Annotated in this window: 25 protein-coding genes and 1 tRNA gene; 16 read left to right on the forward strand and 10 right to left on the reverse strand. The window is 58.4% G+C overall.

All coding sequences use genetic code 11. The features are described 5' to 3' along the window. Positions 1 to 165: 165 nt before the first annotated feature. A complete protein-coding gene (locus ACR0NA_RS01110) occupies positions 166 to 1050 on the reverse strand; it encodes a DMT family transporter (RefSeq protein WP_480725357.1) in 885 nt (294 codons plus the stop codon). A gap of 236 nt (positions 1051 to 1286) precedes the next feature. Between ACR0NA_RS01110 and ACR0NA_RS01115 the strand changes: the two genes are divergently transcribed. Continuing rightward, on the forward strand, positions 1287 to 1670 hold the full coding sequence (locus ACR0NA_RS01115) for a hypothetical protein (protein ID WP_480725359.1): 384 nt from the start codon (positions 1287 to 1289) through the stop codon (positions 1668 to 1670). Here ACR0NA_RS01115 and ACR0NA_RS01120 read toward each other — a convergent pair. The 4 genes from ACR0NA_RS01120 to ACR0NA_RS01135 form a co-directional block, all read right to left on the reverse strand. Further along, on the reverse strand, positions 1667 to 2080 hold the full coding sequence (locus ACR0NA_RS01120; RefSeq protein ID WP_170652136.1) for a Fur family transcriptional regulator: 414 nt from the start codon (positions 2078 to 2080) through the stop codon (positions 1667 to 1669). The genes ACR0NA_RS01115 and ACR0NA_RS01120 overlap by 4 nt on opposite strands. 102 nt (positions 2081 to 2182) lie before the next feature. Then, positions 2183 to 2887 carry an endonuclease/exonuclease/phosphatase family protein gene (locus ACR0NA_RS01125; protein WP_480725978.1) on the reverse strand — a complete coding sequence of 235 codons (705 nt, stop codon included), beginning with the start codon at positions 2885 to 2887 and terminating at the stop codon, positions 2183 to 2185. A gap of 225 nt (positions 2888 to 3112) precedes the next feature. Further along, positions 3113 to 4234 carry a serine/threonine protein kinase gene (locus tag ACR0NA_RS01130; protein WP_480725364.1) on the reverse strand — a complete coding sequence of 374 codons (1122 nt, stop codon included), beginning with the start codon at positions 4232 to 4234 and terminating at the stop codon, positions 3113 to 3115. Positions 4235 to 4596: 362 nt separating this feature from the next. Next, entirely contained in the window at positions 4597 to 6015 is a 1419-nt protein-coding gene (locus tag ACR0NA_RS01135) for a protein adenylyltransferase SelO (RefSeq protein WP_480725367.1), read from the reverse strand. A gap of 85 nt (positions 6016 to 6100) precedes the next feature. Between ACR0NA_RS01135 and ACR0NA_RS01140 the strand changes: the two genes are divergently transcribed. Beyond that, positions 6101 to 6520 carry a cupin domain-containing protein gene (locus ACR0NA_RS01140; RefSeq protein ID WP_480725371.1) on the forward strand — a complete coding sequence of 140 codons (420 nt, stop codon included), beginning with the start codon at positions 6101 to 6103 and terminating at the stop codon, positions 6518 to 6520. 30 nt (positions 6521 to 6550) lie between these two features. Continuing rightward, on the forward strand, positions 6551 to 7441 hold the full coding sequence (locus ACR0NA_RS01145) for a fatty acid desaturase (RefSeq protein ID WP_480725373.1): 891 nt from the start codon (positions 6551 to 6553) through the stop codon (positions 7439 to 7441). 66 nt (positions 7442 to 7507) lie between these two features. Here the strand turns inward: ACR0NA_RS01145 and ACR0NA_RS01150 are convergent, their stop codons facing one another. After that, positions 7508 to 8635, reverse strand: a complete 1128-nt coding sequence (locus ACR0NA_RS01150) for an anhydro-N-acetylmuramic acid kinase (RefSeq protein WP_480725376.1) — start codon at positions 8633 to 8635, stop codon at positions 7508 to 7510. Positions 8636 to 8875: 240 nt separating this feature from the next. Here ACR0NA_RS01150 and ACR0NA_RS01155 point away from each other — a divergent pair, with 240 nt between their 5' ends. The 5 genes from ACR0NA_RS01155 to ACR0NA_RS01175 all read left to right on the forward strand — a co-directional run bounded on the left by ACR0NA_RS01155 (position 8876) and on the right by ACR0NA_RS01175 (position 16464). Further along, positions 8876 to 10162: an MFS transporter gene (locus tag ACR0NA_RS01155; protein WP_480725378.1), complete on the forward strand. Its 1287-nt coding sequence runs from the start codon at positions 8876 to 8878 to the stop codon at positions 10160 to 10162. A 151-nt stretch (positions 10163 to 10313) separates the two neighbouring features. After that, positions 10314 to 11561: a tyrosine--tRNA ligase gene (gene tyrS, locus ACR0NA_RS01160; RefSeq protein ID WP_170652112.1), complete on the forward strand. Its 1248-nt coding sequence runs from the start codon at positions 10314 to 10316 to the stop codon at positions 11559 to 11561. A 455-nt stretch (positions 11562 to 12016) separates the two neighbouring features. Further along, a complete protein-coding gene (locus ACR0NA_RS01165) occupies positions 12017 to 13735 on the forward strand; it encodes a hypothetical protein (RefSeq protein ID WP_480725381.1) in 1719 nt (572 codons plus the stop codon). Between the two features lie 224 nt (positions 13736 to 13959). Then, entirely contained in the window at positions 13960 to 15501 is a 1542-nt protein-coding gene (locus tag ACR0NA_RS01170) for a DUF1963 domain-containing protein (protein ID WP_480725383.1), read from the forward strand. 207 nt (positions 15502 to 15708) lie between these two features. Next, positions 15709 to 16464 (forward strand): SDR family NAD(P)-dependent oxidoreductase, encoded by a 756-nt coding sequence (locus ACR0NA_RS01175; protein ID WP_480449815.1) that lies wholly within the window; start codon positions 15709 to 15711, stop codon positions 16462 to 16464. 149 nt (positions 16465 to 16613) lie between these two features. Here the strand turns inward: ACR0NA_RS01175 and ACR0NA_RS01180 are convergent, their stop codons facing one another. From ACR0NA_RS01180 to ACR0NA_RS01190, 3 genes are all read right to left on the reverse strand, one after another. Continuing rightward, the gene (locus ACR0NA_RS01180; protein ID WP_480725386.1) at positions 16614 to 18428 is read right to left on the reverse strand and encodes an ABC-F family ATP-binding cassette domain-containing protein; all 1815 of its coding nucleotides are present in this window, start codon (positions 18426 to 18428) and stop codon (positions 16614 to 16616) included. Positions 18429 to 18497: 69 nt separating this feature from the next. Continuing rightward, positions 18498 to 19259 carry a GNAT family N-acetyltransferase gene (locus ACR0NA_RS01185; protein ID WP_480725388.1) on the reverse strand — a complete coding sequence of 254 codons (762 nt, stop codon included), beginning with the start codon at positions 19257 to 19259 and terminating at the stop codon, positions 18498 to 18500. A 74-nt stretch (positions 19260 to 19333) separates the two neighbouring features. Then, positions 19334 to 19804 carry an outer membrane protein assembly factor BamE domain-containing protein gene (locus tag ACR0NA_RS01190; protein ID WP_170652102.1) on the reverse strand — a complete coding sequence of 157 codons (471 nt, stop codon included), beginning with the start codon at positions 19802 to 19804 and terminating at the stop codon, positions 19334 to 19336. 83 nt (positions 19805 to 19887) lie between these two features. On the opposite strand from ACR0NA_RS01190, the gene ACR0NA_RS01195 reads away from it, so the two are divergent. From ACR0NA_RS01195 to ACR0NA_RS01230, 8 genes are all read left to right on the forward strand, one after another. Next, positions 19888 to 20424, forward strand: a complete 537-nt coding sequence (locus ACR0NA_RS01195) for a YceD family protein (protein WP_480725391.1) — start codon at positions 19888 to 19890, stop codon at positions 20422 to 20424. Between the two features lie 207 nt (positions 20425 to 20631). Continuing rightward, entirely contained in the window at positions 20632 to 20838 is a 207-nt protein-coding gene (gene rpmF, locus ACR0NA_RS01200) for a 50S ribosomal protein L32 (protein WP_037316137.1), read from the forward strand. Between the two features lie 24 nt (positions 20839 to 20862). Further along, a complete protein-coding gene (gene plsX / locus ACR0NA_RS01205) occupies positions 20863 to 21951 on the forward strand; it encodes a phosphate acyltransferase PlsX (protein ID WP_480725394.1) in 1089 nt (362 codons plus the stop codon). A 20-nt stretch (positions 21952 to 21971) separates the two neighbouring features. Next, a complete protein-coding gene (locus ACR0NA_RS01210) occupies positions 21972 to 22943 on the forward strand; it encodes a beta-ketoacyl-ACP synthase III (protein WP_480725397.1) in 972 nt (323 codons plus the stop codon). 96 nt (positions 22944 to 23039) lie between these two features. Then, positions 23040 to 23342 (forward strand): integration host factor subunit alpha, encoded by a 303-nt coding sequence (gene ihfA / locus ACR0NA_RS01215; RefSeq protein ID WP_170564321.1) that lies wholly within the window; start codon positions 23040 to 23042, stop codon positions 23340 to 23342. Between the two features lie 18 nt (positions 23343 to 23360). Further along, positions 23361 to 23969: a MerR family transcriptional regulator gene (locus tag ACR0NA_RS01220; RefSeq protein WP_480725399.1), complete on the forward strand. Its 609-nt coding sequence runs from the start codon at positions 23361 to 23363 to the stop codon at positions 23967 to 23969. A gap of 61 nt (positions 23970 to 24030) precedes the next feature. Next, a tRNA-Pro gene (locus tag ACR0NA_RS01225) sits at positions 24031 to 24107 on the forward strand. Between the two features lie 58 nt (positions 24108 to 24165). Further along, complete coding sequence (locus ACR0NA_RS01230) at positions 24166 to 25245, forward strand: 2'-deoxycytidine 5'-triphosphate deaminase (RefSeq protein WP_480725401.1); 1080 nt, start codon at positions 24166 to 24168, stop codon at positions 25243 to 25245. Positions 25246 to 25254: 9 nt separating this feature from the next. On the opposite strand, the gene ACR0NA_RS01235 is transcribed toward ACR0NA_RS01230, so the two are convergent. Next, positions 25255 to 25473, reverse strand: coding sequence for a hypothetical protein (locus ACR0NA_RS01235; RefSeq protein WP_480725404.1), 219 nt, complete (start codon positions 25471 to 25473; stop codon positions 25255 to 25257). Between the last annotated feature and the right edge of the window lie 38 nt (positions 25474 to 25511).

Below are 25511 nucleotides of genomic sequence, written 5' to 3' on the forward strand. Positions count from 1 at the left end.
CCCTGAAGATGCTTTCGGTTGCAGGCGTCTTATCAGCACCCGGAAAAAAGTAAACCGGCACCGTTACCGCTAACGTACCTGTTTTTACGACTTTAGGGCTAACATTGCGGTGTTTGCGCGAACATTCGCAGGGATTTTCTTAGACCTGAGACAGCAGGCCGCGCCTCAGGCCGCGACGGCAGCCATCTCGCGCGCAAGCCGCCGCTCACGCACGAAAGTATACAGTCCGGATCCGATGATCAGGGACGCCCCCATCAGGGTCGGCAAATCGGGGCGTTCCTCGAACACCAGCATGCCTGCCAGTATTGAGAATAACAGTCTGGTATAGCGAAACGGGGTGATGGCCGATGCCTCGCCGATACGCATGGCGGTCACGATGCCATAGTACCCCAGAACACCGAACCCGATGGCCCCTACATAAATCCCGATCTGCGGTGCCTGCAACGTGGCAACCGGCGCAGCGGTCACGGTCATAAGCACAAGACCGGTCGGGATCAGCGCAAGATAGGCCTGCGACGCAACAACGACCGACGGTACGCGGTGATCGATGACCCGCGTCAGCAGATCCCGTGCCGCAATCGCAACCACGGTTGCCACCACAAACAGCGATTCCGGCTGGAACGCATCCGTTCCGGGCCGGATGATCATCAGCACACCGGCAAAGCCCACAAGAATCGCACTCCACCGGCGCCAGCCGACCTGCTCCCCCATGAACAGCGCCGCACCCATGGTGATCGTCAGCGGCAGCGCCTGAAACACCGCCGCAACAGTGGACAGATCAACCAGCGACAGCGCGGTCACAAAGGTCAGCGCGCCCACAGCCTCTAGCCCCGCCCGGATCAGTGGCAGTGGCGCCCAGGCCTGCGGCAGAAAAATGGGTTTACGTGTTGCAACTGCCAGAATCAGAAAGATGGCCGAGCAGAATGTGCCCAGCACCGTCAGAATCTGTCCGGTCGAAACATCGACCGACAATTGTTTGATGAACATGTCCTCAAGCGTAAAGGCCGCCATCGAGGCAATGATCATCAGGATGCCGTTGACGTTGTTCATGCGCGTATCCAATCTCTGCCGTCCACCATCGGTACGGCCAATGCGATCAGCAAAATCGCATGATCGCGGCTACGGCAAGGACTTTCGCATTAACTTCGATGAATAGACGTGACCCCACCCATCGCGTTTCGTGATACTTCCCACGCAGGCGCAACGTGCAGCCTGAAGATTTTCGGCAAGTTCTTTGATCCTTTTCCCCAAGATCGACGTACCCCTCCATGAGTTTGGAGGAGAGAATGAAACACGCAATCTTTGCCGCAGTCTTGTTTTCACCGGCTCCAGTTTCAGCCGGTTATGCAGTTCTTTACGAAGTTCATCCGTTGGGCGGAGACGCTTTCGAAGTGATCGCAACCCAAGGCCCTGCCTCAGGGGATTTTTGGTGCGGCGCGGCGCAATATGCACTCGCGGATCTTGGTAAAGGTGCGACACAGCGCATTTACGTCACACGCGGCCGAGGCCCCAGTGTGAAGAAGGGCGACAAGCAAGCGGTGCAATTCACATTCAGTCCGCCAGCCAGTGGCGCTGTCGAAAGCCAATCTATTTCAGTTGATATCGTCGGAAACGGCATGAGCGCCGCCCAGGCTCAGGCCTTCTGCTTTGACCGGACGATCAAGGATTAACGCTTGCGGATCGGAACCCCGTAAAGCTCCAACTTGTGACCGCGCAGTTCATATCCCAGCTTGGCGGCGATCTTTTCCTGCAGCGCCTCGATATCCGGATCGACGAATTCGATCACCTCGCCCGAGTTGATGTCGATCAGATGGTCGTGATGGTCCCGCTCGGCATCTTCATAGCGCGCGCGCCCGTCGCCGAATTCCAGCCGCTCAAGAATTCCGGCCTCTTCGAACAGTTTGACCGTCCGGTACACTGTCGCGATCGAGATACCTTCGTCCAGCGCCGAGGCTCGCGAATACAGCTCCTCAACATCCGGATGGTCATCGCTCTGCTGCAGCACACGGGCAATCGTCCGGCGCTGGCCGGTCATGCGCAGCCCTTTGGCTTCGCACCGGGCGATGATGGTATCCGACATGATGACCCCCAAATCCTTTCAGGACCTCTGTCTTAGTACGTCTTTTTACCGCCTGCCACCGTGAATCGCGCCGGGGCAAGTTCAGGATGCGTCAAAATTTGCTCAGGCTGAAGCGCGAAGATCAGCCCAGACAGGCAGGTGATCCGAGGCGATATGCGCCGGACGTTCGGCGTGAACGCCGTGGGCAAGCGCCTCCAGCCCGTCGCTCAGCGCGATCCGGTCCAGCGCCCCCAACGGCTGGGCGGCCGGAAAGCTGGGTATCGGCGGCAGAAACCGCATGTCAGGCGCCAGCCGGTCCAGAACGGGCTGGCGGGACCACTCGTTGAAATCCCCGGCCCAGACCGTCGGCATCAAGTTCAGGTCCCGGCTGTCCTGCCGCATGTGCCTGATCTGCCGGTGGCGTGAATGGGTCAGCAATCCCAGATGCATGCCAAGAATACGAAGAGGGCCGATCGGAGTGTCAAACTCCACCCGCACCGCGCCCCGCGGCTCAAAACCCGGCAGATCGTGATGCTCGGTCTGCCGGACCGAGATATGATCCCCGCGCCAGATCACGGCATTTCCATGCCATCCAAGACTGCCCGCGCCGCCAAGGTTCGCAACCTTCCACCCGGCCTCTTCCAGCATGAAATGCGGCAAGGCGGCGGGACGTGGCGGCAGACGCTTGTCCGCTTCCTGCAGCACGACGATTTCCGCGCCCATCCGGTCCAGCACCTGCAAAATGCGCTGCGGCTGCCTGCGCAGATCCAGCCCCACACATTTCTGAATGTTGTAGCTGGCAATGCGCAGGGACAAAGGCTGAAGCATGGGTTCCGGGATCAACTTGGCTCTCTGAGGAATACCCTAGATTGCCACGCCACACGCCGCATTCAAGCCCGAATATTCATTTCGGGGTGAACCGGATCGGGCGAAAGGTATCAGTTGCAAGACAGACGTTCCGGAAAACATCAGCACCTCGGTGTAAGCCCCTGATACCTTTTACATGTCAAAAAAGGCCGACCCAATCGGATCGGCCTTGGAACTAATCGGCGCTTAGAGGTTCGGGAAATAGTCCTCGCAGTCCCCATCGCGATAGACATCCGCGGTGCAGCAATGCAACCCGCCGCCAAAGGCATATGCGTCGCGCAATTCAACCTCGACCACTTCCATGCCCAGCTTGTCCATCTGTTCGGCCTGATAGACTTCGGATTTTTCCACACAGACGGTTTTCGGGTCCAGCACCAGCACATTCATCGACAGCCAGGTCGACGAATAGCACAGCGGCGGCGGCGTGTTGTGGGCGGGCTGTGCCGCATCCACGATCTCCCATCCGTTCCGCTCGAACATGCCGCGCTGTTCCTGCGGCAACCGCCGTTGCGGATTGTTCAGGATCAGGCCGGGACGCAGAGGGGTAAAGGTGGCGTCGATATGGATCGGATAGGGATCACCCGGAAAGTTCACCGTGTGAACGCGGTGATCCGGGAAGTGACGCCGCAGCCACTCGATCCCCTTGAGGTTGGTGGTAAACCCATGCTGCACCACTAGATCACGGCCAAAGCGCAGCACGTCTGCAGCATCGAACAGCGGCTCTTCCTCGGTGGTGACAAAGAACTTCTCTGCCGCCCATTGCAGGCGTTTCTCGACGCCGATCTTGTCGCTGAGATAATCGGGATGATAGTCCGCATCGGTCAGGCGCGGCTTGGGCGCGGCCTCGTGGCGGAAATTGGGGTCTTCGTCCCAGTACTGCTGCATCAGAGGGCGATAGTTCAGGTATTCGAACCAGCGACAGCGGTACGACATCGTCGCCTCAAGCATCTCGTGCCCGACGGTCAGCAGAACATCCCGCGGCGGCATGCAGCCAAACTGACTTTCGGTATGAAAATCCGGAGTGGTGGCCGGTTGCGAGTGATCAATGGATGTCGGGCGATCCACGCGAATACCGCGCTTGCGCAGCTGATCGGCGAAATTGTCGAGCAATTCATTGGCCCGGTCGATGGTTTCCTGAGGCCGCCTGCCCCACTGGCCGCGCATATCGCTGTCTTCCGGCACCTTCGCGTCCAGCGCAGGCTCTTCCGGCGGAATATGACAATCATCCGCGCGGCCCACGATCACGTGGCGCAGGGTGTCCCATTCGTTCCAGCTTTTGACTTCGGTTTTATCCGGTGACCAGGCCATGGCCGTCTCCTGTTGCGAGGGAGACAAGGCAGGGCCCTCAATCTCCCGATTGAAAGTCCCGGCGTACAGGATCTGTGTTGTACGATAACTACCCCCGGCGACGCCATCGCCAGAGTGCCTGACCGGGGGCATAGCATTGCTGGCGGGCGTTGGGAAGAAGGGGTTTTCGAGTATATCCCGGTTTTCCGACATCCCGCGTATGACGCGTCTGCCCGGTCCGTATCTTACCCTTTACATCTAACCCGCAGGCAAGTTGGCTCTGGTATTTCAATGGCGTGTGAAACAATGAGCTGGCAGTGAAACAATAGCCAACTTTCAGCTCAGTCCGTTAAACCCTGCCATTCGCCGAAAACGCTCCACACTCACGTCCCGCAAAACGTGGCATGAACGACTTCACCTTCGGTCGGAGGCCGGGCAAGGTCCGAGTTTTCTTCTGCCCACACATATGGCGCAGACAGGACCGCGTTCAGCCTGTTGAAGGGTGCATAATCCCCCTGCACGGCAGCCTGAATCATCTGCTCCACCCGATGATTGCGCGGAATAAAGGCCGGGTTTGCAGACACCATCGTTTCAACAGCATTCGCCTCACGCCCGGTGCGCACCTGCCATTTCTCTGCCCACGCATCATAGGCTGTGGGGTCCGTGAACTGATCCCTCGCCTTGCCCGCGCCCAGCGCATGGAACGTATTGGTAAAATCCGCCTGATTTTGCGCCATGCGCGTCAAAAGGTCGGTGATCAGTTCAAGATCGCCCTCCTCCGCCCGGCTCAGACCGATCTTGGCCTGAAACCGCCTCAACCATTCGTCCTGCAAAAGCCCGGGCATCGCGTGAACGATTTCCGTTGCCTCCTCGACGGCGGCTTCTTTGTCCTCGATCTGCTGGATCAAAGATGTCGCCAGTTGCGCGACATTCCAGACCGCGATGTCCGGCTGGTTGGAATAGGCATAACGCCCCATCCGGTCGATCGAACTGTAGACCGTGTTCGGATGATACGTGTCCATGAACGCGCAGGGGCCATAGTCGATGGTCTCTCCCGCGATCGAGCAATTGTCCGTGTTCATCACACCATGGATGAACCCGACGCTCATCCACTGGGCAATCAGCCGAGCTTGTGCATCCCGCACCGCCCGCAACAGACCCATCGGCCCTTCGACCTCGGGATAGTGCCGCTGGATGGCGTAATCCGTAAGCTGTTTCAGGTTGGCTATCTCACCCCGCGCGGCGAACACCTGAAACGTACCGACCCGCAGATGGCTTTGTGCCACCCGTGTCAGCACCGCTCCGGGCATTGGCGCTTCACGCAGAACGATCTCGCCGGTTTCCACGGCAGCCAACGCCCGCGTTGTCGGAATGCCCAGCGCATGCATCGCCTCGGAAATCACGTATTCCCGCAGCACCGGCCCCAGCCAGGCCCGGCCATCCCCCTGCCGCGAAAACGGCGTCCGGCCAGAGCCCTTAAGCTGTATGTCGCGCCGCACACCGTCCGTCCCAACGGTTTCACCCAGCAGAATTGCGCGCCCGTCCCCAAGCTGAGGGTTATAGTGGCCAAACTGATGCCCCGAATACAGCTGCGCCAACGGCTCGGCCCCGTCGGGTACTGCATTACCGGCAAAGGTGTTTGCCATATCCTGAACATCGCCCTCGGTAATCCCCAGCACACGGGCCAAATCGGAGTTAAAGGCGATCATCCGCGGCGCACTCACCGGTTCGGGGTTCTGGCGCGCGAAAAACCCGCTTGGCAGACGGGCAAACGAATTATCAAAGGGGATCATCATGGTCATGGGACAAAGATAAAACCCAAACCCATGATTGCCATAGCGGAATGCGGCACCTCGTGCATAATCGCGCCAAACGAATGAGGCAGACATGACACCCCAACAGATCATCGATCACCTGAAACTGGAACGACACCCCGAAGGCGGCTGGTTCAAGGAAACCTGGCGCGCCGAAAATCAGGGCCGCGCCACCGGCACCTGCATCTACTTCCTGCTACAGGAAACCGAGCGCAGCCACTGGCACCGGGTAGATGCCACCGAGATTTGGCACTATCACGCCGGTGCGCCGCTGATCCTGTCGCTAAGCGGTTCAGATACCGGGCCTGCCACCGATCACCTGCTGGCGCCGGACCTGACCAAAGGTGCGCCGCAACTGATCGTTCCCAAGGGCCATTGGCAGGCCGCGCACACCACCGGCGCTTACACTCTGGTCAGCTGCACCGTTTCGCCGGGGTTCCAGTTCGAAGGATTTGAACTCGCTGAACCGGATTTCGACATCCCAAGGGCTTGATCGACGGCCTTTCCTGCGTAGGGTGAGCGCATGGATCACCGCGCGCTCATCTCCTCGCTGCCGCCCCAGACCAAGGCCAGCCTGCTGGCACGGTCGGACGCGGCTGGCCTGAAGCACCTGATTGGTTACTTCGCCGCCCTGACGCTGACGACAACCGGCATCCTGATGCAGGTCCCGTTCTGGCAAGCGTTGATCCTGCCACAGGGCCTCTTGCTGGTGTTCCTGTTCACGCTCAGCCACGAATGCACGCATAAGACACCGTTCCGAACCAGTTGGCTGAACGAAGGGGTCGGACATCTGGTCGGCCTGCTGATCCTGCTTCCCTTCACGTGGTTTCGGTATTTTCATCTGGCCCACCACAAATGGACGAACGATCCCGAACGCGATCCCGAACTGGCCGGAAAGCCGCGGCCCGACAGCTGGATTTCCGTCGCGATCTACCTGACAGGCTGGTTCTACTGGACCGGGATGGCGCGGGTACTTGTCGACAACGCCATGGGCCGCATCGACGCCCCTTACCTGCCCGAACGCCAACACGGCGCCATGAAAACCGAGGCGCGCGTGCTGCTCGCCCTCTACGCCCTCGCTGTCATAAGCCTGTTCTTCTCACCAGTGATGTTCTGGGTCTGGCTGCTGCCCCTTCTCGTCGGCCAACCGTTTCTCAGGCTCTACCTGCTTGCCGAACACGGCCTCTGCCCGCCTGTTGCGAACATGCTGGAAAATTCCCGCACCACGTTCACCAACCGGATCGTTCGCTTTCTGGCATGGAACATGCCCTACCACGCGGAACACCACGCCTTTCCGAACGTCCCCTTCCACCAGTTGCCCGCCTTTCACGACTGGACCCAGAAGCACTTGAAATCCACCTCGAACGGCTACGCAAAATTCACCGCGGACTATGCCCGCTCCCTCACGCGCTGAGGTTTTCTCTCCATCTGGCCCAAATACTCTGGAGGTGAGGCCGTAAGGCCGAGGGGGCGCCCCCCCCTACCCGGCCACCGCGCCATCCGGCGCCGGCACACTGATGATCCCGCCCCCCACCAGCGCCCGCACTCCGGTCGTGCCGGGGCATGAGGTCGGCAATCCCCGCGCGACCCGCACCGCGAGATACGCAAAGGCCTGCGCCTCCAGCATGTCGCCATCCAGACCGACACTTTCAACAGGCTCCACCGGACAATCCAGCGAGACCCGCAGCATCTCCATCAACACCGGATTGTGCCGTCCCCCTCCGGTCACCAGCACCCGCGAAGGCGGCTTGGGGCAGTGTTCCATCCCCTGCGCAACCCCGGCGGCGCACATCCCGGTCAGCGTGGCAACAGCATCCGAGTCATTCAGCTCCTGCACCAAACCGATCATCTCGGCGAAATCGTTGCGATCCAGCGATTTGGGCGGCATCCGGTTGAAAAACGGCTCGGCCAGAAACAACTCCAGCGCCCCGCTTTCTACCGTACCACCCCTGGCGACCGCTCCGTCCCGATCCATGGACTTGCCCAAGCGCGCCTGCATCAGATCATCCACCGGTGCATTGGCTGGCCCGGTGTCAAACGCCAGCAGCGCACCTGGGTCTTCAGGGCGCGCAAATGACGGATCGACATAGGTCAGGTTGCCCACTCCGCCCAGATTCAGAAAACACAAAGGCTCTTCCGCGCCGATCCACTCCGCACAGGCAAAGTGAAAAAACGGGGCCAAAGGCGCACCCTCACCCCCCATCGACACGTCATCCGATCTGAAATCCCAAACCACCGGCACATGCAACTCCCGGGCAAGCCGGGCTCCGTCGCCCACCTGCAAGGTCCCTCGACCGCGTGGCTCATGTGCCAGTGTCTGCCCGTGAAAGCCGATCAGCTCGGCCCCATCGAACCCGGACAAAGCCTCGGCATGTGCTTGTGTGATCAGATCGCCCGCGACGGCAACCGCATCACCGTTCCAATGCCCCAGTGCTGCGCGCAGAGTGTCCCTTTCGTCACCCGAATATCCGCGATACCCGGTTTCGCCAAACTCCTGAATGCGCTCACCGTCGGTCACGACCACTGCCGCATCAACTCCATCCAGAGATGTGCCCGACATGGCCCCAAGGGCCCGGATCGGTCCGGTTTTTCTGATACCTGCCGCCATGCCCGTACCTTCGGTTTCTCTTTATCGCTCTTGGGTGGCCAAATCTTGCGAACTTGCCGCCCCGACGCAAGGCCGTATCCTTCCCGTGGACAGGATTTTTCCCAAAGTGACAATCGCGCAGCGTGTTCTGTCAGCACTCAAGCCGACCCGGACCTCAATTGCCTTTGCCATCCGCCGGCAGTTTCACCTATCTTTTCCGAAAGTGACACCGCACCCGACGGGCCAGGATGCAATAACGCTATGGAACGATCTGACTCACAGACCCCGCCCGAGACCCACCAGAGGCGAAACCACCGGCTGATCTTTCTGTCGGGTGCGCTTTCGACCATCGGGGGGCAACTGGCCAATCCGACAATCGTTTTGCCGTTCCTCTATCTGGCGCTTGGTGCACCGACCGTCATCGCCGGGCTGTTGCTTCCCTTCGTCACCGGCTCGCGCCTTATCTCTGAAATCTTCGTCTCTCCGTTCGTCAACAACATCGTCCGCGCCAAGGTGGCCGTCTATGCAACGGACATTCTGACAGCGTTGGCTCTGGCGCTTGTTGCCATCTTCGCAACCAGCCTGACGCAGGTGCTGCTCATCCTGCTGTTTCTGATCACCGCAATCGTCATGGGCCTGTGTCAGGGCGTCAACACGATCGGAACCAACCAAGTCTACGGAACCACCGTGGCCGAAAACATCCGCAATCGAATGGTTTTCGCCCAAGCCACGATATCCGGCATACTGGCAATTCTCGTCGTCTGGCTGACCCGGGACCTGATGGCCTCGGACAAGCCAATGCAGCAGCATATCGTCGTGCTGTGGTGCGGTATACTGGCGCTGACAGTTGCCGGGCTCAGCTTTGTCGGCGTGAAACTTCTGGAAGGCCGATTGTCCTCACCTGCGGCCGAGGCACCAGCCCGCCCTCTCGCCGCGCTTGCAAGGGGCTTCAAAACCGGCATGGCCTATGGCTGGTTCCGACGGTTCCTGCTCACCCGGGTCGCGTTCATATCCGTCGAACTGGCCATGCCATTCTACACCATTCACGCCGCGACGTTTCACATCGGCACCCACAACGCGCTCAGCTATTTCGTGATGGCCTCAAGCGCGGGGATCGTGATTGGATCGCTCGTCTGGAACTGGATCAGCGGCCGCTACTCGGTGAACCTGTCAATGGTTCTGGGCTGCATCGTTTCAGCTGCTTCAGCGGTTCTGGCACTAGCCTTCACGTTCACCGGAATGGCGCAAGAGGTCTGGTCCTATGCGCTGGTCATCCTGCTGCTGTCCTTTGGCAGCAACGGTGTCATCTATGGCCGCTACCTTTATCTGATCGAGATGACGAACAAGTCCGAACGCCCCTATCTTGTCGCTATGGGCGATGTCACCGCCGGGATGGTCGGCATGGCCTTTGCCGCAGTGCTCAGCCTGCTTGCCCACCTGCACGACCCGGTCACGCCCCTGTTCGTTCTGGTTGCGCTGAACGGGTTTGCGGTTCTGGCTGGCCTCAGGCTGCCCCGATCCGGCAATTCCACCCCTGCCACCGGCTAAAGCTCCTGTAGTCAAAGGAACCTCTGGACTTTCCGCCCGTTTTGCGACAGTCCCTCTGTCCGTGCGCCGGGTCGCAACTGCAGATCCCGAAACGCCCAAAACATCAATTCCCCTTCCGGCAAGGGCACCTGACAGACGGACAGCATCAACCATGGCTTACCATCCCAAATCGGATTTCATCGCAGTGATGATGGAGCGCGGCTTTCTCGCCGACTGCACCGATTATCAGGGCCTCGACGAGGCGCTGATCAAAGGGTGCCAGCCGGGTTATATCGGCTTTGACGCAACCGCCAAATCGCTACACGTCGGCAGCCTTATTCAGATCATGATGCTGCGCTGGCTGCAAAAGACCGGTCACAAGCCGATCACCCTGATGGGCGGCGGCACCACCAAAGTGGGCGACCCGTCCTTTCGCGCCGACGAACGCCCCCTGCTGGGGCCGGAACAGATCGACGCCAACATCGCGGGCATCAAAAAGGTCTTCGCCGCCTATATCGACTATGACAGCGGTGCCGAAAACGCGGCGCTGATGCTTAACAATGCCGAATGGCTGGACGGCCTGAACTACCTCGATTTCCTGCGCGATATCGGGCGGCATTTTTCGGTCAACCGGATGCTTGCCTTTGAATCGGTGAAATCGCGGCTGGACCGCGAACAGTCGCTGTCATTCCTCGAATTCAACTACATGATCCTGCAGGCCTATGACTTTCTCGAACTGAATCGCCGCTATGGCTGCATCCTGCAGATGGGCGGCAGCGACCAGTGGGGCAATATCGTCAACGGTATCGACCTGACCCGCCGTGTGCTGGATCACGAAATCTATGGCCTGACATCCCCCCTGCTGACCACATCGGACGGCAAGAAGATGGGCAAATCGCAGGACGGCGCGGTCTGGCTGAACGCCGACATGCGCTCGCCCTATGAATTCTGGCAGTTCTGGCGCAACACCACGGACGCCGATGTCGGTCGGTTCCTGAAACTCTACACCGAACTGCCGGTGGACGAATGCGACCGCCTCGGCGCGCTGCAAGGGTCCGAGATCAACGAGGCCAAAATCCGCCTCGCCAACGAAGTCACCACCCTGCTGCACGGGGCCGAAGCTGCGGCAAATGCCGAGGCCACAGCCCGCGAAGTGTTCGAAAAAGGCGGTATCGGTGGCGACCTGCCCACCCTGACACTCAGTGCGGATGATCTGCCGATTTCTATCGTTCAGGTTCTGGTCAAATCCGGCCTCGCCAAATCGGGCAAAGAGGCAAAACGCCTGATCGCAGAAAACGGCGCCAGACTGGACGACGCCCCGCTAACCGACGCGGGCCTGATGCTGGACGCGGGCGCGCTGTCCTCGCCGATCAAGCTGAGCGCGGGCAAAAAGCGCCACGCGCTGGTACAACTGGGCTAACGGAGCGTACCCGGATATTCGATCAGTCGGCCACCGGCCACGTGCCTGCATCCGCCTGACTTTGCAAACAGGTGGGCGCAGGCGCTGTCAGACTGATTGAATCATGGGGCATCCGTTGTTTCATGGTTGGCTATTGCGCTGCAATGCAACCCATAGTGGGCAAACAGCCAAAGCCACCCTTACTCACGTTTGTTTCCGAACTCTCAACAATGCGATACATAGTTACAAATTAGACACAACCTATGCGCGTTTAGCCGTTCACTCCTGCAAACCTTTGCCGAAATCGGGGTAACTTGCCCATCCTGATGTTTAATCCTGACGGATCAGGACGATTGAATTTTAGTTACAAACCATAATCACCAGGTGGTTCAGCAAGTACGATGGGGCAGGTAATTTCCAGAAGGAAGGAACTCGTATTCCTTTTGTGCATTACTCTCGCCATGGTAGCAGCGCGATTGACCCTGCTCGCAACGGGCTTTGATCCGGCCTACGACCAGTCGATGCTTTTGTCCAATTTCCCTCTTGAACATCCGACTGACGTGTTCAGACCGCTTCCCTATTTCGAACAGACCACAACACTTGGCCACGGCGTGCTCATGGATGCGCTGGCAAAGATGTTCGGTCCCGAAGACATGGCACGCGTCCATGCGATCCGGCTGCTGACCATCCTTGTCTTCTCGGCCTCGCTGTTCTGGCTCTATTTTCTGCTTCGTCGATTTGTGACCACGCTTGAGGCTTTGCTGTCTGTTGCCGTCATCGGCAGTTCGCCCACCGCTCTGACCTTTGCGGTAAACTCCAAGCACTACGCGTTCGAGTTCGCCGCAACCATCATGATGATTGCGGCTGCGTTTCACTATCTCCGACGACCGGGATTGCAAAGCGGGATGGGCGTGATTGCCGCCGGCACGTTCGCGGCCTTGTTCGCCTTTGTTACGCCGATCATCATTGCGTCGGTTGGAATTGCCACCCTGACTGCCCAAACCATTCAGTTCAATACTCACCGGACTTCCCCGCAGCAGGTATGGAGGCACGTGGCAGGCACGCTGGCCGTAGGCGCGGTCCTGATCCTGATTTCCGCCGTATTTTACTTTGGCTACACCAGTATCGTCACAGTGAATGATCTAGCGGCCTATTCGGAGCGGGATGCAAAAAAATACATTGAGATAAACAACTTGCTCTCCCCGCAATCGGTTCGAAACGCGTTGGAGTATTCAACCTACCTGTTCAAACTCGTCGAGATAAATGTAATAGAGTTCGAGTCTCCATGGCTCAGAGACTATTTGCCCTTCACCATCCCTGTCATGATTTTCTATGTCATCGGCATTGGCAGCCTATGGCAAAGATCGCCGTTCTGGGTCACCGCCGCCATCGCCGCGCCGCTGTTAACGCTGGCACTCAATCTCGCTCAGGTCTTCCCGTTTTCGGGTGTGCGCCAGCACTTGTTTGCAGCGCCCCTTGTCGTGCCCGTGGTTGTCATCGGATTTACAAGCAGCGTTCAGTGGATCGCCAGCAAACTATCGGTTCCAAATGCTGCAAATGCCCTAATATCCGGGCTTGTGGTTACGGCAGTCCTTTTATCGCTCTTTGGCTCTCTGCGCGGGGACAGCGCCGTTGCACGACTGGCTGACAAAATCGAAGAATCCGGCGACCCGGTCTGGGCTTATTACGGGGCGCAACCGATCCTTCGCACACTTCGCCCGGGCTGGATGGACCGTGACGAAGTCCCTATTCACGGGCTTTTGCCGCATGAAAGCAGCAACCGGCGCTGGGTCCTCCCCGCGCGGGTCGAGGACGACACGGGTATGCTGCCCCAATATTACCGATCAGCATCCGCGGCTATAGCACAGCACGACAAATTGTGGCTGGTGTTTTCGATGTGGTATTTCGACGTTGCCCACATCCAAGGGCTCGAGGTTTTCCTGCAAAATGCACGCGGGCCCGACAGGGATTGCGCCGTCTGGAGAAACCAGCACAAAACACTGGTCGCGTATTGCGGTCCGGCAGCTGACGTGGAAGCCCTGCGCGAACAAACACCCCGTGACCATACCCCTGAATGGAACCGATGGGTCAGTTCCGGGGATTGGATACGGTATATTAAGGGAGAAACCGGCAACCTGCTGCGTGGCGAGGAATACACGCCCACCCCGGAAAACACACTGGCCGCTAAATCCTGAAACGCTCTACGCACCACATGCACGCCCAAGACTGGACAGGTGATCTCCCTCCCTTTGATCGCTGCTAATTCAACATTTTTTTTGCTAAAGCAATCGTCTGCCCAGCGGACTTTGCGAACTTTCGTTGCACCTCGCTGAAAGGTCTGTTTTGGTGCAGAAACAACGGTCTAGCGGCCAATACATTCGCATCACATTTTGCCTAACTGGAAGAGCAGCCAGAGTTAATGCGCCAATTATTTAACATTGCCCAATACCTTGCACCCGTTGTCGGAATTGCAGGCCTCATCATGATCGTCATCGGAGCAAAATCGGATCCGGTGAACTGGACACTGATTCAGCAGAGTATTCCGCTTGTGATCCTGTCGTTCATCTTCAAACCGCGTAAGGATCACCCCATGGCAAAGCTGATGGGGATGGACCGCCGCCGCTCAACCTCACGCTCCGGAACAAACCGCAACGATCCGCTGTCCACACCTATCTCCTCGTACGGTGAACCTGCGCCACAGGACCAAACGCCCGAATTCGACGGCGCGGGATCCGTAGACTACCATGCTGATCAGGTTAAGTTGGTGCCGCTCCTGCCCGGGCAATCCGGCAGCGGACGCAGCTGGATTGGAGGGGCCCCCATGCTGCCTTCGGTCATGGGCTGGCCTCAGGTCAATGGATCACCAAGTTGGTTCATCGCCCAGATTGCGTTGGAGGAACTACCGGCAGGCATTTGGGGTGGCCTCGGGCCGCGCGAAGGCTGGCTGGCTTTCTTCGTTCCGACCGAAGGGGGGATCGACAATAATTTTCAGGTCTTTCATTTCAGCGGCCCTGTCGCCACGCGCCCCTGGCCAGAAGTTGATCGCACATTCTACTTTGGTACCACTGGTGACGGGGCAAGAAAGGTACTGACCCGGGCTGGCCTTTCTGTGGCACCGCATCCACCCCGATTTTCTCTGAAAGTTCAGCCCCATGACAAGTCGGGCGAGTCTCAGAAACCCAGTGTGCCCGCTGAGCGCCCGCGGGCGACGATCTATAACGACTATGATCCCAGATCGCCAGAATTCCGTCCCTTCAATCGGTCTGGCGCACGGGCTCTTGTGTCTGCTCTTATTGCAGCGCAGGCGCGTGGGATAGAATCTCAGGAAAGTACAATCTCGAACTGCGAACGCGTGCTGAAGGCTCCCGAAACCAGCGGGGCCTTAGCGGCAGCCCCTGCGCGCATGGCGCTTGCCCAGAAAGTGAAGGACTCGCGCCTGGCTGCCATAAGCCTGCTTGAACCAATCGCGGCGCGGCTGGCGTCTGAGCCGGACATGATTTTTGGTCCGTCCGAAGTGGACGACCTTTTGGCCGAGCTCGACAACATAAGGTTCCAGGACAGCGAATTCACCGGTGAAGGCGACGGACAAAAAAAGCTGGGCGCGCCGCGTCCGGTGTTTGACGATTATTGGTTCGCTTCCGAGGCTATGGTGGCGTTCGAGATGCTGGCCAAAGACGCAATGGTCAATGACCCGGGCAGTGTTCCTGAAGCCACTCGCGACCTCTATGAGGCGGTGTGGCGTTCAGATCAGACGAGCGAATATCTCACGATGGGGGGCAATCTGGATGGCGGATTCTCTTCCTCAAGCCTTACGGACCCGGTGTTTCTGTTGGAAGTTCCCAGCAGTGATCTTGTGGGCTGGATGTGGGGTGACGTCTCAAGTCTCGGCGTGTTCATTTCACCTGCAGACTTGGCCAATGGCCGTTGGGACAAGGCATGGGGGGACATCCGGCACGGCTAGTTCAGCGTGTGTAGGATTCAGCACCCCTGACAGGGGCAATGATGCAGCCTTGCGAGGAGGGTAAGTCGCATTTTCGCGGCGAGACCATCCGTCACTATTGGCGGAAAGCAAACACTCAGAGGATGGCCCTCTCTTCACACGGCTGGACATACGCACCGGCAATATATTATTTGAACACATGTTCATATTATGGGAGAGGAACCCGCCATGCAATTGTCCACTACAGCCGCGATCATCACCGGCGGCGCTTCGGGGCTGGGTGAGGCCACCGCCCGCTACTTTGCCGAAAACGGCGCACAGGTCACAATCCTTGACCGTGATGCCGAACGCGGCCCCGCGGTTGCCAAGGAAATCGGCGGACATTTCGCGCAAACCGACGTGACGGATGAAGCCTCGGTTGCTGCCGCAGTCGCGCTGGCCAGCGAAAAGATGGGCAAGATCACCGCAACCGTGAACTGCGCCGGGATCGCCTATGGCATCAAGACTGTCGGCAAGGACGGCCCCCATCCTCTGGACGCCTTTCAGCGCACAATCGACATCAACCTTGTCGGCACCTTCAACGTCTCGCGCCTTGCGTCTGTCGAAATGGCAAAGAACGAACCCGAAGCGGACGGCGCACGCGGGGTCATCATCAACACCGCCTCGATCGCCGCCTTCGACGGTCAAAAAGGACAAGCAGCCTATGCTGCCTCAAAAGGCGGTGTCGTCGGCATGACCCTTCCGATGTCCCGCGATCTGGCCTCAAGCGGTATTCGGGTGATGACCATTGCGCCCGGTATCTTCATGACGCCGATGCTGGCCGGTCTGCCCGAAGAGGTTCAGCAACAACTTGCAGCCGACGTACCGAACCCCGCCCGCCTTGGTGATCCGCGCGAGTACGGCCGTCTGGCCGGATTCATCGTCGAAATGGGATACCTGAACGGCGAGGTCATCCGCATCGACGGCGCATTGCGGATGCGGTAATTCCATCACCGATTCCGGCTGGCATCGTGACCACAGATGGCAGCCGGTCGGGCGGGTTCATATCCGCGCTTTGGACAGTTACACGTCGCGCCCGAAGGGTCCTGGGTTTTGTACAATCCAGACAAACACCCCCATTCGGGATGTACAAATCATAACTTTTCGGCCTCAGCCTTCTCTTCCAGCGTCAGCCACTCCTCTTCGGCGGCGGCCAGTTTTTCCTGCCGTTCTACCAACGCGTCGGTTGCCTTCTGAAACTTGACCGGCTCGCGGGTGAACAATTCAGGATCGGACATGAGCTCTTCGAGTTTACCGATCTCGGCCTCCAGTCGTGCAATCTCGGCAGGCAGCTTTTCCAGCCGGTGCTTTTCCGAAAAGGACAAACCAGTTTTCGGCTTCGCTTCCTGCTTTACCTTCGGCTTTGATTGCTTTGTTTTTTCGTCTTTTTTATCGGTCACGTCGCCGCGCTGCGCGATGTAGTCGGACCATCCACCCGCATAGACCGTAGCACGCCCGTTGCCTTCCATGGCGATGGTGGTCGTTGCCACGCGGTCCAGAAAATCCCGGTCGTGGCTGACCAGCAGAACACTACCGTCATAGTCGTCCAGCAATTCCTGCAACAGGTCCAGCGTCTCGACATCCAGATCGTTCGTAGGTTCATCCAGAACCAGCAGGTTCGAACTGCGCGCCATCAGCTTTGCCAACAGCAAACGCGCCTTTTCACCCCCTGAAAGAGACCGCACCGGCGCCCGCGCCTGCCGCTCATCAAACAGAAATTCTTTAAGATAACCAACGACATGCTTGGGTTGGCCGCGCACCATAACCTGATCGGCCTTGCCTGACACCCGCATTGTGGGATCACCGGTCAGGCTGTCCCAAAGGCTCATCTCGGGGTCCAACTGAGCGCGCGCCTGATCGAACACCACCGTCTCGAGGTTCGTTCCCAGCGCCACTGAACCCTCATCCGGCGCCACCTCACCCAGAAGCATTTTCAACAGCGTCGTCTTACCCACTCCGTTGGGCCCGACAAACGCCACACGGTCACCACGCTGCACCAGCAGATCGAAATTCCGAACAATCTGTTTGCCATCGAAACTCTTGGCCAGACCTTTCGCCTCGATCACCTTTCGGCCGGATTTCGGACCGGATTCCAATGACATGGCGGCAGAACCCTGCCGTTTTATCTGCGAGGCCCTCTCGGCCCGAAGCGCTTGCAACGCCCGAACCCGCCCCTGATTTCGCTTGCGCCGCGCACTGATGCCTTCAACCGCCCATCGTCCCTCGGATTTGATCAGACGATCCAGCTTGTGCCGCTGCATATCCTCGTCTTCCCAAACCTTGTCACGCCACGCTTCAAAGGCCTCAAAGCCCTTCTCCTGCCGCCGCACCACACCACGGTCGATCCACAAGGTCGCACGGGTTAGCGCCCGCAGAAAGGCACGGTCGTGTGAGATCAGAACAAAGGCCGCCCGGGTGGCGCCCAATTCCCTTTCCAGCCAAGAAATCGCTTCGATATCAAGGTGGTTGGTGGGTTCGTCCAGCAGCATCAGATCGGGTGCTTCGGCCATCAGCTTGGCCAATGCCGCGCGACGCCGCTCTCCACCCGAGGCTGTCCCGACCGCGCGCGAAGGGTCAAACTTCAGCCCCTCTCCAGCGCGTTCAACCTTGTAAAGCTCGCCCGGCTCCAGACCGCTGGAGGCGTAGTCGCCCAGCGTCGCAAACCCCTCCATTCCGGGGTCCTGCTCCATGTATCCCACTGACTTTCCAGGTGGAATGACAATATCGCCCTTATCAGGTTCGACCAATCCGGCCATAACCTTCATCAGGGTGGATTTTCCCGATCCGTTTCGACCAACCAGCGCCACCCGGTCACCGGGCTGGACCACCAGTTCAAGTTCGGAAAACACCGGATCACCCCCGAAAGTCAGGGAAATGCCGGACATCTGTAGCAAAGGAATTCGAGCCATGCCCGCCAGCTAAACCGGCTGGGACGAAGCGTCAACGCCCTGATCTTCTTCTCGTTCCAAATACAGGCTCTACCCGGCCACTGAACGCAGCAAACGCTTGCGTGCCGGGGGGATTGCCCCGATTTCAAGCCCGGTGAACACGTGAAGCGTGTTCAAGTGCCGGTCCACAACCGCATGGTCGCTGACCCAGCCCCCCATCAACAGATAGGTCCGCAGCAATGGTGGCATCCGCAACATCGCCTTTTTCATATCCGGCCGGCGGCGCAGACGCGCCGCAAAACGGAAAACATCCGGCGCCTTCACCCGCGGCAACCACTGCTTTGGCCCCAAATGCCGGTCTTTGAGCACGGCAAAGGCATCCAGGTATTCACCGGTCTCGGTCCCGGCAAAGGAAGAGCAGCCAAACAGCATCCTGATCCCGTTGCGATCCACATAAGCCGTCATTGCCCCCCAAGCGACACGCAGGATGTCAGGGTCCTTCCATTCCGGATGAATGCAGAAACGCCCCATCTCGACCATGGGACCTTGGTAATCCGCCATTGCCGACAGGTCATAATACTGCGCGGAATAACTGCGCTGAATGTCGCCGCCATCCGTCAGGGTCAGCATCCGGAAACAGCACACCGGCCGCCCCTGCTGCAGGTCTTCGACAAGCACATGTGCGCACAGATCATCGAACCTGTCCCGATCAGTATCAGGTGTTCCGAAGGCCAATGTACGCAGCGCCTGAGCCGCCTCTACATCCTTTGCAGTATGCGCCACTCGGGCGCGATACCGACCCTTTTTCAGCAACACTGTTCCTGCCAAGGTCTGATCCTCCGCAGATTGCATCCGGTACCCTTGTGACCGCACGCCTAGCATACAAGATGTGACCAGCGTGTGACGAGCCGTAGGAGAATGCGGTATCAGTTGCCGGTGACCGTCGCCGGGTTAAACGTACCGATGTTGCCCAGAAGCTGACGCAGGAACGTCTTGTCCTGAACGCTGGAGCTGGTCACACGACGCTCAAGCGGCACGACGATTCCGTCTTCCAGCCCATAGCGCTCGACGTTGCGAACCACCCCGCGCTGGTCAAAGCTGATTGCCACAAGCTCACGCGAGACAACCTGAGGCTCTTTCGGGCCATAGTGGCGCATCCGGGATGCGACATAATAGTATCCCGAATCCTTCAGGACACCCGAAGAACTCGGCGCTCCAATCGTTTCGATCACGCTGTCGCGGGTATCCACACCAACCTTCACTTCGGCCAGTTCTTCCGATGTCGGAACATATCCATGGTTTCTGTAGATCGGAGTGCAGGCCGCCGCAGCCGCAAGACATGTGCCGAACGCAATGATTCTGACCGCCGGTTTCAACTTGTCTTCGATCTTCAACATCTACATCCTCTTGCGTTGCCGCCAATCGGCTTCTATCCGATTATAGAAACCGCCGCTTTGGTTCAACACACGAAAGACCCCGCATGACACTCAGTTCCGCGTTCCGGGTGGCCGATCTGCCCCAAAACACGCCGACCACCTTTGATTTGCGCCCAAATACTGATCAATTGAACACGCTCAGGCAAGAACTCGATCTGCTGGGCTTACGAAAGGTCAGCTTTGTGGGCGAGGTCACCGGACAGGGTAAACAGGACTGGGTTTTGACCGGCAGGTTGGGCGCGACAGTGATTCAGCCCTGTGTCGTCACGCTGGAACCGGTCACTACCCGCATCGACACACAGGTTCGCAGGGTCTACCTCAAAAAATGGACCGAGCCGGACGAGGCCGAGGTGGAAATGCCGGACGATGAGGAAACCGAAGCCCTGGGCCCGGAAATCGACCCCGGTGCAGTTATGGCCGAAGCTCTGTCACTGGCTCTGCCACAGTACCCGCGCAAGGACGGCGCGGATCTGGGTCAGGCGATCTATACCGAACCCGGAAAACAGCCGATGACGGATGAGGAAACCAAACCCTTCGCCGGGTTGGCGGGATTGCGCGATACCCTGAAAAAAGACGAGTGACAGAGACCTGATTTCCTGTCATAGCACGCCTTCAGAAAAATCTCTTGAACCTGTCGAGAATCGCAGTATTTTCGCGCGCTCATCGGATTTTAGGTTGGACATAGCGTGGGCGGTGCCCTAAACGCGCGTCACGCCACGAGAAAAACGAAGAATGTAACCCGGCCCGGCGGCGAATCCGCAGGCCCCAGTCAGACAAAGGTTGAGACAATGGCTGTCCAACAGAACAAAGTTTCCAAGTCGCGCCGCAACAACCGCCGCGCGCACGACGCTCTGGTTGCTGCAAACCCGAACGAGTGTGCGAACTGCGGTGAGCTGAAGCGCCCGCATCACGTATGCGCGTCCTGCGGCCACTATGATGATCGCGAAGTCGTCGCACAGGCCGACGAAATCGACCTGGACGAAGACGCGGCCTAAGCCCATTCGAGCGCAGGCCACGGCATGACGGCACAGCCCGATCAGACCGGACAGATTGTCATCTCGGTTGACGCCATGGGCGGGGACGCGGGTCCCTCGGTCGTTGTGGCTGGCATTGCGCAATCCGCGAAGAAGAACCCGGAAATCGGGTTCATTCTTCACGGCAAGGAAGATGTGCTTCGCAAGCTTGTAGCAAAACGGCGTGTCCTGGACGGACGCGTCGTTTTTCGCGATTCTCCTGACGTCGTCACGATGGAGGACAAGCCCAGCCAGGTGGTTCGCAACGGTAAAGAGACCTCTATGTGGTCGGCACTGGAATCAGTGCGCGCGGGTGAGGCCCATGGTGCTGTATCCTGCGGCAATACCGGCGCGCTGATGGCATTGTCGATGATGCGCCTGCGCAAACTGCCGGGCGTGAACCGGCCAGCTATTGCCATCCTCTGGCCGTCCCGTAACCCGCATGGCTTCAACGTCATGCTCGATGTGGGCGCCGACGTCCGCGCCGATGCCAAGGATCTTCTGCAATTCGCGCTGATGGGGGCATCCTACGCGCGCAATGGTCTGGCGCTTGCAAGGCCTCGGATCGGCCTGCTGAATGTCGGCACAGAAGAACACAAGGGCCGCGCCGAGCTTAAGGAAGCACATGGCATGATCGCGGAATTTGCAAGCACAGCAAATTTCGAGTTTGTCGGCTTTGTGGAAGGCAGTGACATCCCCGGCGACAAGGCTGACGTGATTGTAACCGACGGTTTTACCGGAAACGTGGCAATCAAAACCGGAGAAGGGACTGCCAGTCTGATTGGCGATCTGCTGCGTGAGGCGTTCAAATACTCTCCGCTTTCCCGCCTGGCGTCCGTGCTGGCGATTACGTCGTTGCAGCGGCTCAGAAAACGTATTGACCCCCGCCGTGTGAACGGCGGTGTTTTCCTTGGCCTCAACGGAACAGTGGTCAAATCCCACGGCGGCGCCGACGAGACGGGCGTCAGTGCTGCGGTCAAGCTTGCGTTCACGCTGGCGCAGTCCGGCTTTGCCGAAAAATTGGCCGCACGGGTTGCATCCACGACCGAGCTTGCCCAAGATGCCGCGCAAGCTGCGTCGCAGACCGAAAAATAACAATAAAGGCAGTACCAAAAATGGCAGGCCGCTCAGTCGTTGTAGGTGTTGGACACTATTTGCCAAAGCGCATAGTCCCGAATGCCGAATTCGAGGCAACACTCGAAACATCCGATGAATGGATACGCTCGCGTTCGGGAATCGAACGCCGCCATTTTGCGGCCGATGATGAAACAACATCGGATCTGGCCACCAAAGCCGCCGAGGCGGCACTTGAAGATGCCGGCCTGACAGCCGATGACATCGACGCAATCGTGCTGGCGACATCGACTGCCGATCTGACCTTTCCTTCGGCAGCGACGATGGTTCAGGCGCAACTGGGCATGACCAAGGGCTTTGCTTTTGACGTTCAGGCCGTGTGTGCAGGATTCGTCTATGCGCTGAGCAATGCAAACGCGCTGATTCTGTCTGGTCAGGCTAATCGAGTACTGGTGATTGGGGCTGAAACCTTTTCCCGGATCATGGATTGGAGCGACCGTTCAACCTGCGTTCTGTTCGGCGATGGCGCAGGTGCGCTGATTCTCGAAGCGCAGGAAGGCAATGGTACCTCGGAAGATCGCGGTATCCTGTCCACTGATCTCAACTCAGATGGGCGATACAAGGATTTGTTGTACGTTGACGGCGGTGTCTCGACTCAGTCAACGGGACATCTGCGTATGCAAGGCAATCAGGTATTCCGTCACGCCGTAGAAAAACTGACCAAAACGGCCGAAACCGCGCTGGATAAGGCCGGGCTGGGCGCATCGGACGTGGATTGGATCGTACCGCATCAGGCCAATATCCGCATTATTCAGGGCACAGCAAAGAAAATGGGCCTGCCGATGGAACAGGTTGTCGTGACGGTTCAGGATCACGGCAATACCTCGGCGGCATCGATTCCACTCGCCCTGTCGGTGGGCAAGCAGCGTGGTCAGATCAAGGACGGCGATTTGATCGTAACCGAGGCAATTGGTGGTGGCCTGGCCTGGGGCGCGGTTGTCCTACGCTGGTAACTGGCGCATTCCAGCTTACAAAGGCGACTGCAATTCATTGATATTGACAGTGAATTTCCCCTCACCCTATGCTCTGATATCAACAGGGGAAATGGTATGGGCGAAAAAACACTGACCCGAATGGATCTGAGCGAGGCCGTCTTTCGTGAGGTTGGTCTGTCACGCAACGAAAGCGCGCAACTGGTCGAAAGCGTTCTGAACCACATGTCCGACGCCTTGGTGCGTGGCGAGCAGGTAAAGATATCTTCTTTCGGTACGTTCAGCGTTCGGGACAAAACAGCCCGTATCGGCCGCAACCCCAAAACCGGAGAAGAGGTTCCCATTCAGCCGCGTCGCGTGCTGACCTTCCGTCCTTCGCATCTGATGAAGGATCGTGTTGCCGCCGGGAATCGCAAGTAAGTCTGAGGTCGCGCGGATATGAGCAAGTCCCCCGACGCGTTTCGCACAATCAGTGAAGTTGCGGATTGGCTCGGTGTTCAGGCCCATGTCCTGCGCTTCTGGGAAAGCCGATTCAATCAGGTAAAACCAGTCAAACGCGCGGGCGGGCGCCGTTATTACCGCCCGAATGATATGCGTCTGCTGGGTGGCATTAAAAAGCTGCTGCACGACGACGGCATAACCATAAAAGGCGTGCAGCGTATTCTGCGAGAACAGGGTGTCGGCCACGTGTCGTCCCTGTCCCAGAGCCTTGATGAAACCTCTGCCGTCCAGCCGGTGGTGGACGAGACGGTAGTACCCTTCTCGCCCAAACCTGTATCTGCTGACAGCGGGCAGTTCGACATGGATCTGCATGTACCGCCCGCACAGAAAGCGAACGGCGCAGGCGCCGCAAGTGAATCGAATGATCATCCGGCCGAGGAAACGCCCGAGCTGAAAGAGATTAGCACCGCGCCATTATTTGGCGGAATCGCTTCACAAGCATGGCAAACAACGGATTTCGACGACGAGGTTCTGCGAAAAATCGAGCCGATCGCCAAGGACTTGCGGGCTTGGTTGAACCGGGTCGAAAATCGACCGGCGGGATAAGAAAAAAGGCAATGTTTTCCTCTTGCCCCTGCCGGGAAAACCTTTATGAACAGCCCAACGTCGGGCTATGGCGCAGCCTGGTAGCGCGTCCGTCTGGGGGACGGAAGGTCGCAGGTTCGAGTCCTGCTAGCCCGACCAAATCACACCGACGTATCCGGAAGACAGGCCAGATCCTCTGGCGCGGAGGGGGATCAGAATGACAGGCGTGTGTCCGAACCAGCAGATCGAAGCGATGATTGGGCGTGGTGAGATCACTGCGAGCCCCGATATACTTGACGCGCAGGTACAACCTGCCAGCTTGGATTTACGCCTTGGAACAGTAGCTTACCGTGTGCGCGCCTCATTTTTGGCGGGTGAAGGGCGTTCTGTATCCGACCGGCTTTCCGAGTTCGAGATGCATCGGATCGACATCAGCGATGGCGCTGTACTGGAAAAAGGCTGCGTCTATCTGGTTCCGTTGATGGAATCGCTGGCCCTGCCGCAGAACACAAGCGCAGTGGCAAACGCAAAAAGTTCGACCGGCAGGCTGGACCTGTTGACAAGGACGATCACCGATGGCGGGGCCGAGTTCGATCGCATTCCCGCAGGATATTCCGGCCCGCTATATGCCGAGATCTGTCCAAGGTCCTTTTCAGTTCTGGTGCGCCCCGGAATGCGTCTGAATCAGATTCGCTTTCGTCAGGGACAAGCTGTGCTGAGCGATTCTGAACTGACTGCCCTGCATCAGGAAATGCCACTGGTTGACGGGCCGGCGGTCATTCAGGACGGGCTGGGCTTTTCCGTCGATCTGCGCCTTCCCAATACCGATCTGGTCGGATATCGCGCCAAGCCGCATACCGGGGTGATTGATCTGGATCGCATTGGTGCCTACGACCCACAGGAATACTGGGAGGAAGTGCGAACCCGCGACGGGCGCATCATTCTGGACCCCGGTGCGTTTTACATTCTTGTCAGCCGAGAGGCCGTGCACATTCCGCCCATGTATGCAGCCGAAATGGCCCCTTATCTGGCCATGGTAGGTGAGTTTCGTGTTCACTACGCAGGCTTTTTTGATCCCGGTTTCGGCCACGCCGCAGCTGGTGGTGCCGGATCCCGTGGCGTTCTGGAAGTGCGGTGCCACGAAGCGCCGTTTGTCCTTGAACACGGGCAGGTCGTAGGCCGGCTGGTCTATGAAAGAATGGCAGAAATGCCGACACAGCTATATGGTGCGGGCATTGCCTCGAACTATCAGGGACAGGGTTTGAAACTGTCCAAACACTTCAGAGTACCCTCGTAACCCGCTGAATTAAAATCGAATAAATCGGCGCATTTGGCGAGCCACCCGCTGCGCTTGCCGGGTGTTTTTCTGTTGGCCAGAAGTAGCCACAGGCTTTTTGTTGCTTGGGCTACCATCGTCTTTTTGTGACATGCGGCCTGCGACTTCAAATCCTTTGTCGACACCTCGAGTCACAAGTCGGCGCATGACCTGACGTACGATTATGTCGATGATCCGGTTTGCGTTCATTTCAGCCTCCAGGTTGCTCACAGTCATATGGACGATGG

Source organism: Ruegeria sp. C11, from assembly GCF_056537725.1.